Annotated in this window: 11 protein-coding genes and 1 pseudogene; 3 read left to right on the top strand and 9 right to left on the bottom strand. The window is 34.9% G+C overall.

What is annotated here, in order from left to right; genetic code table 11:
- Nucleotides 1–26: 26 nt before the first annotated feature.
- The 3 genes from ACWHVF_RS05375 to ACWHVF_RS05365 all read right to left on the bottom strand — a co-directional run bounded on the left by ACWHVF_RS05375 (nt 27) and on the right by ACWHVF_RS05365 (nt 4,775).
- Nucleotides 27–1,142, bottom strand: a complete 1,116-nt coding sequence (locus tag ACWHVF_RS05375) for a hypothetical protein (protein ID WP_064125261.1) — start codon at nt 1,140–1,142, stop codon at nt 27–29.
- A 49-nt stretch (nt 1,143–1,191) separates the two neighbouring features.
- A complete protein-coding gene (gene polA, locus ACWHVF_RS05370; RefSeq protein WP_064125260.1) occupies nt 1,192–3,777 on the bottom strand; it encodes a DNA polymerase I in 2,586 nt (861 codons plus the stop codon).
- Nucleotides 3,778–4,002: 225 nt separating this feature from the next.
- A protein-coding gene (locus ACWHVF_RS05365) for an IS5 family transposase (RefSeq protein WP_447933230.1) occupies nt 4,003–4,775 on the bottom strand; the annotation gives its coding sequence in 2 pieces (ribosomal slippage) (nt 4,003–4,514 and nt 4,514–4,775; 774 coding nt in all).
- Between the two features lie 77 nt (nt 4,776–4,852).
- Between ACWHVF_RS05365 and ACWHVF_RS05360 the strand changes: the two are divergent.
- Nucleotides 4,853–5,064: pseudogene (locus ACWHVF_RS05360) on the top strand (IS481 family transposase); the annotation flags it as partial.
- Nucleotides 5,065–5,209: 145 nt separating this feature from the next.
- Here the strand turns inward: ACWHVF_RS05360 and ACWHVF_RS05355 are convergent.
- The 3 genes from ACWHVF_RS05355 to ACWHVF_RS05345 form a co-directional block, all read right to left on the bottom strand.
- The gene (locus ACWHVF_RS05355) at nt 5,210–5,971 is read right to left on the bottom strand and encodes a cytochrome c1 (protein WP_064125258.1); all 762 of its coding nucleotides are present in this window, start codon (nt 5,969–5,971) and stop codon (nt 5,210–5,212) included.
- The gene (locus ACWHVF_RS05350) at nt 5,971–7,194 is read right to left on the bottom strand and encodes a cytochrome b (RefSeq protein WP_064125257.1); all 1,224 of its coding nucleotides are present in this window, start codon (nt 7,192–7,194) and stop codon (nt 5,971–5,973) included. The genes ACWHVF_RS05355 and ACWHVF_RS05350 overlap by 1 nt, the downstream gene beginning before the upstream one ends.
- Nucleotides 7,195–7,279: 85 nt before the next feature.
- Nucleotides 7,280–7,534 (bottom strand): DnaJ domain-containing protein, encoded by a 255-nt coding sequence (locus tag ACWHVF_RS05345; RefSeq protein ID WP_353270069.1) that lies wholly within the window; start codon nt 7,532–7,534, stop codon nt 7,280–7,282.
- A gap of 169 nt (nt 7,535–7,703) precedes the next feature.
- Between ACWHVF_RS05345 and ACWHVF_RS05340 the strand changes: the two genes are divergently transcribed.
- A complete protein-coding gene (locus ACWHVF_RS05340) occupies nt 7,704–8,276 on the top strand; it encodes a NifU family protein (RefSeq protein ID WP_064125255.1) in 573 nt (190 codons plus the stop codon).
- Nucleotides 8,273–9,499, top strand: coding sequence for a histidine--tRNA ligase (gene hisS / locus ACWHVF_RS05335; protein WP_064125254.1), 1,227 nt, complete (start codon nt 8,273–8,275; stop codon nt 9,497–9,499). Before ACWHVF_RS05340 ends, hisS begins: the two co-directional genes overlap by 4 nt.
- A 20-nt stretch (nt 9,500–9,519) precedes the next feature.
- Here the strand turns inward: hisS and surE are convergent, their stop codons facing one another.
- The 3 genes from surE to ACWHVF_RS05320 form a co-directional block, all read right to left on the bottom strand.
- Nucleotides 9,520–10,272 carry a 5'/3'-nucleotidase SurE gene (gene surE / locus ACWHVF_RS05330; RefSeq protein ID WP_064125253.1) on the bottom strand — a complete coding sequence of 251 codons (753 nt, stop codon included), beginning with the start codon at nt 10,270–10,272 and terminating at the stop codon, nt 9,520–9,522.
- A gap of 233 nt (nt 10,273–10,505) precedes the next feature.
- Complete coding sequence (ffh, locus tag ACWHVF_RS05325; protein ID WP_447933229.1) at nt 10,506–11,849, bottom strand: signal recognition particle protein; 1,344 nt, start codon at nt 11,847–11,849, stop codon at nt 10,506–10,508.
- On the bottom strand, nt 11,834–13,393 hold the full coding sequence (locus ACWHVF_RS05320; protein WP_447933228.1) for a proton-conducting transporter transmembrane domain-containing protein: 1,560 nt from the start codon (nt 13,391–13,393) through the stop codon (nt 11,834–11,836). The genes ffh and ACWHVF_RS05320 overlap by 16 nt, the downstream gene beginning before the upstream one ends.
- Between the last annotated feature and the right edge of the window lie 227 nt (nt 13,394–13,620).

Below are 13,620 nucleotides of genomic sequence, written 5' to 3'. Positions count from 1 at the left end.
TCTTACACAATTCACTTTTGGCAAACCTAAGTAGGTTGTCGCCCTGTGTTTTCAGCTTGCGGACCAACACTAATTTTTTCAAGCATAGGGTTAGGTTGTTGTTCACTCTTTTCATTTTTCTGGGAAACTTTCTCAGGAACAGGCTGTTGTTCACTCTTTTCTTTTTTTTGGGAAATTTGTTCAGAAACAGAGGTGCCTTTCTCAACTCCTGTAACTGGGGTTTTTAAAATATCATCAATGCCATCGAGAATTTTCCCATTCAATTTTGCTCTCTTTTCTGTATCATCTTTATCTTGTGAATCAGGATTATACAAAGTACCTTTTTTGTTGTTTGAAAAAAGAACCTCCACTCCTCCTTTTATGGCGAATATTGTACCAATAACAGCAGCAACTATCGCGAGTGTAGTAGGACCAAAAATTGATATTGAAGCAATGGAAAAAAGAATAGGAAGAAAGATCTTACGTAAGAACGTTGTTACCATCTCTTCATCACTGAGTGGTGGTTCATCCTCTTCTTTCTTGTCTTTACCGAAAAATGGCACCTTCTCTAATAACCCGTCTTTAAAAGAGCCAAAAAAGTTTTTAGGATCTACCTTTACTCCAAGCGGCCACCCAGCAAGCTTTATGAGTGAATCTTTAGCTTCTGTACCGCGTATATCAGCTACACATTCAGCTACTTCTTGCTTTATTTTGTCATTCTTTAAATTCTCTTCACTAGCTAAATTTTTTTCTCTAATTTTCTCAAATACGGAAAGTAAAAACTGAGAAAAATTCTCTTCACTTAGTAACTTTATATCTTCATGATTGATTTTCTTGAATATACCTTCATGATTTTTTGATATAAAAGTAAAAATTTTCTTTTCATTTCCATTCTGTAATCGCTTTAATTGTTTGTTTAATGACTCCAGATCACGATGTAATTTTTCTTTTTCCTGCTCTGAAAGTTCTTCTTTCAATTTCTGTTTCTTCTTTTCTATTTCCTGTTTCGTTTGCTTTTCTAGAGTTTCTGGATTTTCTAAAATATCTAAGAAAGCACGATAGATTAACTGATGTTCCTCTTTTTCAAAAGTTTTCTCACCTTCATTAGTTACCTGAGTAGGTAACTTTGGAGGTTTTGAACTTTTTACTTGTGGGCCTGTCATGGCTGACCTATTTGCATTTGCTATGTTCTATTCTAACATATTTTTCGTATTAGTTCAAATGATTTATACTCCTAGAATTCACGATGTTTAAGTCATAATTAAGGGAATTTAGACCCCAGTTGTCGCCAACTTTTATTTCTACTTCAAGTGGTACAGAAATTTCTATTGCATTTTCCATTATATCTTTCATAAGTTTTGCTGTTTCTTGTACCTTTTCGTCTTCTACTTCAACCAGTAGCTCATCGTGAACTTGGAGGATTATTTTACCAGCTTTTAATTGATCAAAAAGTCGAATCATTGCACTTTTTATTATATCAGCAGCAGTTCCTTGCAGCGGTGCATTTATTGCTGCCCTTTCTGCAAATTGTCTTATATAAGGAATTGTATTGTGTATGTCTCTGACGAAGCATCTCCTGCCAAACAAAGTTTCTACATAACCATGCAATCTTGCGATAGACACTGCTTTTTCCATATAGGCCTTTATTTCTGGGTAACAGGAAAAATAGTAATTAATGTATTCAGCAGCTTCCGCAATGGTAATTCCAAGCCGCTTTGCAAGACCAAATGGGCTAATGCCATATATAATTCCAAAATTGATGGATTTTGCTTTGCGTCTTAATTGCTCATCTATTTCTTGCACTCCAAAAACTTGCCTTGCGGTGATCTCATGAATATCTTGTCCGTTTGCAAAAGCTTCTTTAAATGCTGCAACGTTTGCAACGTGTGCCAGGAGTCTTAATTCTATTTGCGAATAGTCAGCAGAGATTATCTTGCACCCTTCTGGCACAATAAATGCTTGTCTGATAAGATTTCCCTCTTCGCTTCTGATAGGAATATTCTGTAAATTAGAATTGCTGGAGCTCAGCCTTCCAGTTGCAGTTGCAGTCGTTGAAAAGCTTGTGTGTATTCTACCATCAATGGAATCAACTTGCTTTATTAATGCATCAGTGTAGGTGCCTTTTAATTTACTTAAATGTCGCCAATTTAAGATTTTACTTGCGATTTCTACCCCTTCTTCTTCGAGTGCCTCTAGAACTTCATAATTGGTGCTATACGATCCAGATTTTTTTGACTTTTTCTTTTTATTAAGCCCCATTTTGTTGAATAAAACATCACTTAATTGTTTTGGCGAAGCAATATTAAATCTTTCTCCTGCCAAATTATATATCTCATCTTCAAGCACGGCAATTACCTGCTGAAATTTATCGGACAGCTCCTGTAATTTTTGTATGTTCAGTAATATCCCATTTTTCTCCATATCAAATATTACTTTCATAAGTGGCTTATCGAAGCGCTCGTAAATTGTGAACAATTTTTCCTGAAATAACCTTTGCTTTAGCTTTTCATGAATTGCTATTAAAGTTTTTGCCGAGAAAATTTCTGCATTTTCACTCAAATTATGCGCAACTATGTTTGGAATACTGTGATCGTGTTTTCCTGTATCCAAGCTATACGACATTATCATCAAATCATCAACTGAATCTAGCATCTTCTCCACTGCAGGGAAGATTTTTCTCATCTCTTTAATGTTATGTATTATTTTAAGCACCCCATTTGAGAGTAAAGTTGAGTTGATTGTAATGAGTGCATCTTGTATACTGTCTCGCTCTACATAAAAAATATTATCTTCACTGCAAGACAAAGAGATTTTGTTTAACGCGTTGTTTTCAAAGTGGCAATGAATTGCAATTTTGCCTCCATATCTGCAATATCCCAAAAATTTTTCTAATTCCTCACTACTATATTCTAGTTTCTTTTCCGCGCTGGGTTTATTATAGGAAAAAAGCTTCTCTGCTTTGTTTATCAATGAATTAAACTCATACTTCTTTAGAAAGGACAACAATTTCTCCATATTTGGAGGATGAACTTCATATTTTGCAATATCATGTTGAAGGTCTACTTTTTCGCATAGCGATAAAAGCTCTCTTGAAATCAATGCTTTTTCCTTATGTTCGGTAAGAATATTACGAATCCTCGTTTGCTCGATGTTATCAATGTTCTCTATAATATTATTCAATGAATCAAATTCATCTAATAATTTAGTGGCAGTTTTTGGGCCTATTCCTGGAACGCCTGGAATGTTATCGGATGCATCACCAGTTAGAGAAAATAAATCAAGAAGCTTGTTTGAATTTACACCAAATTTTTCTACTATTTGTTTTTCATCTATATATATATTTTTAATGGGGTCAAATATTAAAATATTGTGGTTCAAGAGTTGAAACAAATCTTTATCTGATGAAACGACTACCACTTTAAAGTCTTGGTGGTTGGCATATTTTGCAGCTAGTGTTGCGATTATGTCATCTGCTTCATAACCTTCAATTTCTTCATAGCTGAGGTTAAAAGCTTCTACCGCTTCTCTCAGTATGGTGAACTGTGGAGTTAGATCCTCAGGAGGCGTTACTCTGTTCGCTTTGTACTCAGGATATAAATTGTGCCTAAAATTCTTTTTTCCTGCATCAAGTGCTATAGTTAAGTAGTCCGAATGGGCAATGTACTTAAGAACCATATTCAGAAAGCCATATACACCACCTATTGGCATTCCTGTTGTGGTAATTAAGTGAGGTAGTACATAGTAAGCTCTGAAAAGAAAACCATAGCCATCGATGATTGTGAAAGTTTTTTCTTTCATTGTAGATATTTATGCGTGCTTTTGATGGTCCACTATTTAGCTGAGAAAATCAAGTTTTTGTTTTTCTGCTTTTGAGCATTGTAAGAGATTTTGCCGAAAATAGTATTCATGCATGGTTATACCAATTCTCATTAGACTTCTTGCATAACCATATGACGAACTTTTATTGGGAATAGAAACGAAAAAACTTACTTGACAAACTCCGCCAGCCCTCTTAGAACCTGTTTAAAATCTTCGTAATAGGAGAGAAATGAAGGAAAGGACAATCATTTGCAAGCTGGTGTTGAGTTTACGTTCGCAATTTTTCCACAACCGCCTACACTTTTCCAACCAAGCAAAAGAGCGCTCAACAACCCATCTCTTTGGCAATACAATAAAGGTATGTAATTCACTTCGTTTTATTACTTCAACGGTTGCACCAATAGTAGTTTTTATTTGAGTTGCAAAATTTTCTCCTGTGTAGCCAGCATCAACCAGTATATTTTTAACTTCAGAGAGGTTTTTTTCAGCCTTTTCCACCATTTCCATAGCACTAGTTGCTTCTGCGGTTGTTATATGAATTGCATGTGGCAAGCCTTGAGTATCAACTGCAATATGGCGCTTTATGCCTGAAATCTTTTTACCTGCATCATAGCCTTTTTCTTCAGCAGTATCTGTGTTTTTAACACTTTGAGCATCAATTATACAGAAACTGGTTTTCTCTTTCCTACCATTATTAACACGGACCTCTCCAACTAGTTTTTTTTAACCAGCAAACTTGGTTTTTCTCCATTTTTTTTACTCCAGATTTGAAAATAGTAATATATGTTTTCCCACTTTGGAAAATCCTTTGGCAACATTCTCCACTGGCAACAACTTTTTAGTACGTATAAGACTGCACAAAATACTTCATATAAATCAAGTTTTCTTGGTCTTGTTTTCTTCCTGCCACTCTCTAGTATTGGTCTGATTTTTTCAAATTGCTCTCGACTTATATCACTTGGATAATTTTTACGCATAGATATACCTCATTCTTAATCTACGCCTATTTTACCTCATCTCTCCGAGATTTTAAACAGGTTCTAACAAAAACCTTGGGCAAGTTGAACGAAACTTTAAAAAACACTACTACCAATCACATCAGCAACTCACAAAGCATCTTTATATGGCTTACAATTACGCTGAAAGACTTAAAACCCCTCAAAGGTTTTACCCCTTGTGAATTTATGTGTTTACAATGCTCCTGAATTATTTATATTAAACTTATACCATCACACTCTGGGACTGTACATAGCTTCAGTTTTATGATAAGGGGGCTAGCGGAGTTTGTCAAGTAAGTTTTTCGTTTCTATGTTGTCAGCTACTTGCATGATACCTCTGGGCACTGCTGTCATAAAGGAACCAGTGTTAGCTACTTGGATGACAACCATTGTATTTGAGGCAAAATTGACTATCACTTCTTTTTATAGAGCTTGCTCCAAATTCTATTGTTAGTTAATACAAAAAACACTGTTAAAATTATAAAATACGCCACTACTTTTAATCCAAGTTTATGCCGGCGCTCTAGTTCTGGCTCTGCTGCCCATTGTAAAAAATTTATCACATCATACGCCATATTTTCAACTGTGGCTTGTCTTGCACCATCATATTCCACCATTCCTTCAGAAAGTGGTGGCGCCATAGCTAATCTGCCTGTTGGAAAATACGGATTAAAATACAAACCATTCTCATCGTGCTCGCCGTTTTGATAGCCTGTCAGCAGTGAATAGACATAATTTGCACCATCATGCCTTGCTTTAATAATTAATGATAAGTCTGGTGGAATAGCACCATTATTGCTTGCTGCAGCTGCTTCTTTTGTATCAAAAGGTGCAATAAAATAATCCGAAGGTATTCCAGGTCTGTCAAACATTTCACCCAAATCATTCGGACCATCTTTAACTTGATAAGAAGCTGCAATCTGTTTTATATCTTCTTCAGAAAAACCAACATCTTGCAAATTACGAAACGCTATTCTATTCATTGAATGACAAGCAGCACAGACTTCCTTATACACTTTATAGCCACGCTGAATTGACTCTCTATCGAAAGATCCGGTAATTCCATCAAATTTCCAGTCCATTTTCTTATTTGGTGATGGCTTGAATTCTTCTGCAGATACATAATTAGCAAGAAATAATGCACAAAACACAGCAAATATATTTTTAACCAACATTACCTCATCCCCGACGCAGAATCACTTAAGGTTTTTGGTGGTTCTCCTGGCTTTTCATACTTACTAAGCAGAGGTAAAATTATTACAAAGTATGCAAAATAATAAAGAGTAGATAGCCTACTCATAGTGATGTAAGGCTCTTTCACCTCTTGTCCTCCAAGCCAGGCAAGAAGTGCAAAATTTATTGCAAAAACCCAAAAAAATTTCTTGAATACCGGGCGATAAGTACCACTTTTAACTTTTGATTTATCAAGCCAAGGTAACAAAAACCACACTAAAATAGACGCAAACATGGTAAGCACACCAGTAAGTTTATCTGGAATTGAACGTAGCATTGCATAAAAAGGTAAAAAATACCACTCTGGCACTATATGTACCGGAGTGACCATAGAATCAGCTTCTATATAATTGTCTGGATGTCCAAGATAATTAGGAGCATAGAAAACAAATGCAAACAAAACTACAAAAAACAGACCAAAAGTTATGCAATCCTTGACTATATAATAAGGATAGAGAGGAATGGTATCCTTATCTGATTTTACCTCCACTCCACTTGGGTTACCAGAGCCGAACCTATGCAAAGCTATCACATGAAGCATAGCTAAAGCAATAATAACAAAAGGCAGAAGATAATGCAGAGCGAAAAAACGGTTAAGTGTTGGGTTATCCACTGAAAAACCACCCCATAACCATATAACTATTTTATTGCCAATTAAAGGTATAGCTGAAAATAAGTTAGTTATGACTGTTGCACCCCAGAAACTCATTTGTCCCCAAGGCAATACATATCCCATAAAGGCAGTTGCCATCATTGCAAAAAATATAAATATTCCAATAAACCACACCATCTCTCTCGGTCTTTTATAAGATCCGTAATATAATCCACGCATTATATGAACATAGACTACCATAAAGAAGAGCGATGCTCCAACAGCATGAGTGTAGCGTATTAACCACCCGTAATTCACATCTCGCATTATGCGCTCTACACTATTAAACGCATAATCAACATGCGGAGTGTAGTGCATAGCAAGAAATATACCTGTTATTATTTGTAAAATCAGCGCTATACCAGCCAAAGAGCCAAAGTTCCAAGCATAATTTAAGTTTTTTGGCACTTGGTAAGAAGCAGTGTGTCTTAGAAAAGAAAATATAGGCAATCTATATTCTATCCATCCTAATATGCCTTTTTCTTCTTCTATCGTTGTTTTTTTTTTCTGCATAACTTAAAGCTTTCTCTACCTTTAACTCGTTTTATTGTAGCAACTTATCCTTTACACACAAATAAAAAGTTTAAAGCGGTATTAATTACCACCTCTTCAGCAACCTATCACGTGCCGCATTTAATTTCTGTGCAAAATACTCTGAGCCTCCCTTATCTGGGTGAACTAATTTCATTAAATTTTGATATGCTTTATTGATTTCATTTTGACTTGCTTCAGGATTCAGCCCCAGTATCTTTAATGCTTCATCTTTGGACATGTTATCACCAGTGTAATTTTCAGTATAACTTCTACTGCTATTAAATTCGTTCAAAAATTTACTCAATATAGAGTTCATCATTAAACTTATGTTATTTTTTTTTGTCAGGAAAAGAAAAAATACAACAACGCTAGGCAAAACAAACGTAATTACTATGAATACTAAAAAAAGAAAAAAGATGAATGACATGTATATTTTTTTATCATTTTATGATTAAATAGTAACAATTATAATTGTCATGGTAAATAACATGTTCATCCAGATTGAAGAAACACCAAATCCAAACACACTGAAATTTCTCCCTGGATTTGCAATTCTAAACGAAGGAGAAACGGCTGATTTTTCAAACGCAGATGAAATAAAAAACTCCAAGTTAGCAGCAAATCTTTTTCAAATAGGACATGTGGTAAGAGTGTTTTTTGGCCATGATTTTATTTCAGTAACAAAATTGGGTGGAATTAATTGGGATACATTAAAAGTAGAAATTTTAACTACAATCATGGATCACTTTACTTCAGGTGGAAAAGCACTAGATAAAGAAGGAGTAAATGATAATAATATATCGGATGAAGAATTTTTTGATGAAAGTGATATAGAAATTGTAAATAGAATAAAGGAATTGATGGAAAGTTATATCAAACCTGCAGTTGCTCAAGACGGTGGCGATATCAAATTCCGTGGCTATAAAGATGGAATAGTTTATGTTGAGTTACAAGGAGCTTGCTCTGGATGCCCAAGTGCTGCAATTACTTTAAAGCAAGGAGTGCAGAATATGCTGAGCTACCACATACCAGAGGTTGCAGGTATAGAGACCACACTATGACTAATCAAACAGTTAGAGGAACGAAAGATCTCCTGTTTGATGAATGGTACAAGTTTAAATACATAGAGCAAACAGCAAACAGAATCTCAAGTTTATACGGCTTTTTGCCCGCCCAAACTCCAATATTTGAATATACGGAAGTTTTCACAAAGACTTTAGGTGATAGCTCAGACATCATCACTAAAGAGATGTACACCTTTAATGATAAAGGGGGAAAGAGCATAACTTTACGTCCTGAGTTCACTGCAGCGATTGTCAGGCTACTCATTGAAAAAAAACTGCAAACACCGATAAAATTATTCTCAACAGGGCCTGCATTTCGCTATGAAAGACCGCAAAAGGGAAGACAAAGGCAATTTCATCAGATAAATTTTGAGGTTTTTGGCATAGAAGATCCAAAAGCTGATATTGAATTGATATCACTCGCTCAGCACTTACTAACTGAATTTGGCATCAATAAAAATGTAAAGCTGGAAATCAACTCTTTAGGTGATAGTGAAACAATAACTAAGTATAGAGAAGCTTTGATCTTATACTTTACAAAGTATCAAAACGATCTATCAGAAGATAGCAAAAATAGGTTGATCAAAAATCCACTCAGAATACTGGATTCTAAGGATGAGAAAGATAGATTAATAATTTCTGATGCGCCTAAAATCAGTGATCACTATACAAAAGAATCTTCATATTTCTTTGACCAGGTGTTAAATGGACTGCAAGCTCTTGGCATACCTTACACTGTAAATAGCAAATTAGTTCGAGGTCTAGACTATTATTGTCACACAGTATTTGAATTTGTCACAGAAGATTTAGGTGCACAAGGGGCAGTTTTTGCCGGTGGAAGATACGATAATCTAGTATCTTCAGTGGGTGGAAAACACACTCCAGCGATAGGATTTGCAGGAGGTATTGAACGCATAATGGAGTTAATCAATTATTCTCCGAAAGAAGAGCGACCTATTTACCTCATTCCAATTGGCAGAGAGGCTGAAAAATATGCTCTAACACTTGCGAATGAATTGCGCAGAAATGGTTTATATATAATCTATGAATATAGCGGAACGCTCAGAACCCGAATGAAAAAAGCAAATCAAGCAAATGCTAAAGCTGCTTTAATTTTTGGCGATGAAGAATTGAGTAGTAAAACTTTAAAGATTAAAAACATGGATACAGGTGAAGAAAAAATAATTGCTCGCGATAACACAATAGAAAACATCAATTAGGAGCAATGCAAATGTTTTTCTTAGTCAGCTATAGAAGAAAATTCGTCTGCACAAGAATTTTTCATAGCATTCAATGTATCATAATCTGTAAAATCTAATTTTACTGGTGTGATAGTAATAAATCCTTCTTTTATTTTATTTACACTACCACTGCCTGAGTGCTCTCGAGACCAATTTAAGCTAAAAGAGCCATTCGAATTTTCAGTAAAAGTTAAATCCCCATCAATGTTATATTCACCTTGTTCAGCAAATTCTACTCCTTTTACTTTTTCCGTAGCAGGAAAATTTACACTCATCACTATGTTTTTAGGCCAACCAACCTTAACTAGCTTGGCAATAACCTTTGGTGCAAAAACCTTTGTATTGTGCCAGTCTATTTTATCATGATAAACTTGGCTCAGCGCAATAGAAGGTATAGACCTTGCAGCACCTTCCATTACAGCACCAATTGTTCCTGAATAACAAATATCGTCCCCGACATTTGATCCAATATTTACTCCGGACAATATTAAGTCTGGTTTTTTATTCATAACTTTATTTAGCGCAATAATGACACAATCTGCAGGAGTACCAGACACACTAAATTCCCTTTCACCATGTTGGTTTATTCCAATAGATTGTTTCACTGGATAATCAAGAGATCTTGCAGCTCCGCTTCTATCAGTATCTGGTGCCACTATCCATATTTCTGACGCAAAATTCCGTGCAACCTCTTTGAGTAATTTTATTCCTTCACTTCCAAAACCATCATCGTTTGTTATTAATATTATCATATACAATACTCAGCTATACAGTCCCAAATTATGTAAATCACTGGCTGTAAATAAACTCATGAGGCTTTAAGTTTCTTTGCATAACTATGAACTGTAACAAAGAACCTGCTGTTAATCAATAAGAAAAGGTTAGGAGTGCAAACAGGGAAGCTGTAAATTTTTTGCGAGACCTAAGCTACTTCTGATATAGCTAAAGGTTTACTGACAATCGTCTCATTCCACTGCCTGCTAACTTACTTTCTGCTTAGCATATCCATTAAATCAGATTCTTTGAGTTTACTATGGTCAACTTTACTGAACTTATTTACCATAGAGCTCATTTGATTATACTGCTTAATCAGAAGATTAACGTCAGTTACACTTGTTCCGGACCCCTTAGAAATTCTAAGTCTTCTTTTGCCATTTAAAATATCTGGATTTTGCCTTTCTTTTTCGGTCATTGAGTTTATGATGGCTATATATTTTTTCACTTTATTGTCATCTGGCACACTGCTACTTAGCTTTTTTGTGAATGAACTAGGGATGAATTTCATTATGTTGCTAATGCCATCCATTTTACTCAGAGTTTTTAACATTCCCACTAGGTCGTTTAGGTCGAATTTACCCTTTTTTACTTTCTTTTGTAACTTATCAATTTCTTCCTGACCAACAATCTCAGCAGCTTTTTCAACCAATGATACAACATCACCCATGCTAAGTATCCTTTTTGCAATTCTATCGGGATAAAAATCATCGAGGTCACTTAATTTTTCACCACAAGCAATAAATTTAATTGGACAATCGGCGATCATTTTCATAGAAAGAGCAGCACCACCACGTGCATCACCATCAACACGGGTGAGAATAATGCCGGTTACACCTATTACCTCATTGAATGATTTGGCAATGTTGACCGCATCCTGGCCTATCATTGCGTCGGCTACTAAAATAACTTCTGCAGGTGAAGCTATTTCCTTTACGGCTTTCAACTCATTCATCATATTATTGTCAATATGAAGCCTGCCTGCGGTGTCTAGTATTAATACATCATAATTATCGTTCTTTGCTGCTGCTAGTGCCCTTTTTGTAATTGCAATAGGCCCTTCATTTATTACTATAGATAAAGTTTGTACGTCTATTTGTTTACCCAGCACCTCAAGTTGTTTCTGGGCAGCAGGCCTATAAATGTCTAAAGAGGCAAGCATCACTTTTTTCTTTTGCTTTTTTAGTTTTAAAGCAAGCTTTCCTGAGGTAGTTGTTTTACCTGCACCTTGTAAGCCCACCATCATAATCACAGCAGGGGATTTAACTGCTAGATTTAAGTCACTTTTCTCTGATCCGAGAACTGCAACTAAATTATCCTGCACAATTTTAATTATCATTTGTGCTGGAGAAACACTTTTTATGACTTTTTCCCCAATCACTTTATCTTTAATGTCGTTGATGAATTTTTTTGCAACTTCAAGTGAAACGTCAGCTTCAATTAAAGCTATACGTATTTCACGCATGGCAAGATTAAAATCATCTTCAGAAATGATTGACTTTCCTCTCAGTTTACTAAATACAGAATTTAAACTTTCAGTTAACGATTTAAACATAATAGCATTAGTAGAATACTCATTAAAAAGAGAGAAGAAGCTGAAACAAAACTCACTGAGTTATAACCCAGCACTTCTTTAAGTTTAGTAATATTATTAAAGTATAAACCAGTAAGTGGATTAGTCAAGTTTTGCACTACGCTGGCAAACATTTCTCTAGTTTTAGAGACTAACTGATTGAACAACAAGACAATATAGGATATGAAAGTTCTAAAAATCCAATCAACATCCATTTTAAAATTTACTCTCGGGTAAAATAACTTGCGTAAAGGAATAAACAATAAAGTGGTACATAGTAACAAATTAAATTGCGACAAAATATTTTTTGTGTTGTACACAAAATCGAAAATCGAAGGTTTATTGTAAATAGGTAAGTAAGGATTGCCAGCGATTACGCATATAAATGCTAAAATAATCATAGTCATTTTGCCTCCTCTCTCTGCTAAAGGTTTTGACTTACTTTTTGCAATAAATAAGTAATAAAGAAACTTTAGCCCCACGCTTAAATGAAGCAGCAAATTTAGAACCTTGTATAAATTTTTATACCCTTTTAAGGCAACAGTGTTCATTTCAATTTCAACTGTGATATATGATTTACTGATAAATCCAGCGGTTCCAGGAAATGCAGCCATTGTAAGTATTGCGATTATAGCACACATGCCTTCCACTGACATCAGTTTACCTACTCCATTAAAACTAATTGTTTTTGTTCGTGAAATAATCGAATTGCTGACCACAAACAATAATGATTGATAAACAAGAGAGAAGATTATATGCAGTATCAAAATTGGTATTGCTTTTTCCGAAGGACTGAGCAAACTTCCTGCAATAATCAGCAAGCCCATTTGTCCTACAACGTTATAGCATAAAAATCTGCGAATATTTTGCTCAAGAGAAGCAAATATAATGCTGTAAATTGCAGTGATGGCGCCTACAAGCGCTAATATTTCAGTACAATCTTGCCATAGGTTATAAGTGTGTAAAAGCATCACTAAAAAAGAGACTTTAGTGGTAAATAAAGAGAGATATGTAGTGCCATGTAGCGATGCAGCAGGATATGCATCAACAACCCAAAATGAAAAAGGAAAACAAGCGCAGTTTATCAATAAACCCAAAATTATCAGGTTAGTGCTTTGAAGTGCCAATCCTGCTATTAATATAACTCCAACGAAAAAGTGTACACAAGCGTACCTTATTGCAGGTCCACTATCTCTACAGCCAGCTGCGATAGTAAAAAATGCACTGACGGTCATTAATTCACAGAATATTATAACCAATATCATATGTTCAGATAAAACTGCATAAAGTGAACTAATAGTGTAAGCAGCAAAAGATAGCATCTCTGAAAAAGTCAAATTTTGTGCTGGTAGAACAGCTAAAAATGCAACTGATAAAAAAGATATTAGTATGATACGAAAAGATAAATCAAAATCCAGAATTGGGAGAGACCAATTTACTGCAATGCTCAAATTTTCAGGTAATTTTAGGACTATAACTATTAATACAGTCAGTAGAAGTAACAGTGACGATTTATAAAGTTGCACAATAATTTAAACCAATATGGTTTATGCTATCTCAATATATGAATAAAATCAATTTGCATATTAACCACTAATTAAACTAATTATCATATAATTATATCAGAGTTTAGAGGGTTATAGAGAAACCGGTCAGATTAGGTTTTTAATCTAATCTGACCGATAGCTTTAATAGTGAGGTAAGCTTTAATATAGCATTCTTAATTCACAATGCTACACTCGTGCATAATTTA

The sequence above is a fragment of the Wolbachia endosymbiont of Dactylopius coccus genome (assembly GCF_977011065.1).
The sequence above is the reverse complement of the archived record's forward strand: the minus strand, read 5'-3'. Positions and strand labels throughout refer to the sequence as shown.

Bases quoted from the DNA above. Each gene is read 5' to 3' on its own strand.
- ACWHVF_RS05375 (WP_064125261.1), bottom strand. From the start codon at position 1,142: ATGACAGGCCCACAAGTAAAAAGTTCAAAACCTCCAAAGTTACCTACT.
- polA (WP_064125260.1), bottom strand. From the start codon at position 3,777: ATGAAAGAAAAAACTTTCACAATCATCGATGGCTATGGTTTTCTTTTC.
- ACWHVF_RS05355 (WP_064125258.1), bottom strand. From the start codon at position 5,971: ATGTTGGTTAAAAATATATTTGCTGTGTTTTGTGCATTATTTCTTGCT.
- ACWHVF_RS05350 (WP_064125257.1), bottom strand. From the start codon at position 7,194: ATGCAGAAAAAAAAAACAACGATAGAAGAAGAAAAAGGCATATTAGGA.
- ACWHVF_RS05345 (WP_353270069.1), bottom strand. From the start codon at position 7,534: ATGATGAACTCTATATTGAGTAAATTTTTGAACGAATTTAATAGCAGT.
- ACWHVF_RS05340 (WP_064125255.1), top strand. From the start codon at position 7,704: ATGTTCATCCAGATTGAAGAAACACCAAATCCAAACACACTGAAATTT.
- hisS (WP_064125254.1), top strand. From the start codon at position 8,273: ATGACTAATCAAACAGTTAGAGGAACGAAAGATCTCCTGTTTGATGAA.
- surE (WP_064125253.1), bottom strand. From the start codon at position 10,272: ATGATAATATTAATAACAAACGATGATGGTTTTGGAAGTGAAGGAATA.
- ffh (WP_447933229.1), bottom strand. From the start codon at position 11,849: ATGTTTAAATCGTTAACTGAAAGTTTAAATTCTGTATTTAGTAAACTG.